This window comes from Paraburkholderia sp. J7 (assembly GCF_905220155.1).
Taxonomy (GTDB): Bacteria; Pseudomonadota; Gammaproteobacteria; order Burkholderiales; family Burkholderiaceae; genus Paraburkholderia.
Map to the genome: position 1 here is coordinate 1 of NZ_CAJMYZ010000138.1, position 269 is coordinate 269.

At 63.6% G+C, this 269-nt stretch carries 1 pseudogene; it reads right to left on the minus strand.

The features are described 5' to 3' along the window. A pseudogene (locus U5A58_RS40670) lies at positions 1–269 on the minus strand (MFS transporter); the annotation flags it as partial.

Below are 269 nucleotides of genomic sequence, written 5' to 3' on the forward strand. Positions count from 1 at the left end.
GGAGCCCGATCAGTCCGCCAAAAATGAACGCGATGCGCCAGCCGTACGCAATGACGTCGGCGGCGTCGAGCGTTGCGTGCAGCGCGAAGCTCATCAGCGTCGCCGTAAGCACACCTGAATTGAGGCAGAACACGACGAGGCCGCCGACAAGGCTCGCGCGCTGCGGCATCTCTTCAACGACGTACGTGATCGAACACGGCAATTCGCCCGCGAGAAAGAAGCCTTGCGCGAGGCGCAGCAACACGAGCAGCACGGGCGCGAATACGCCG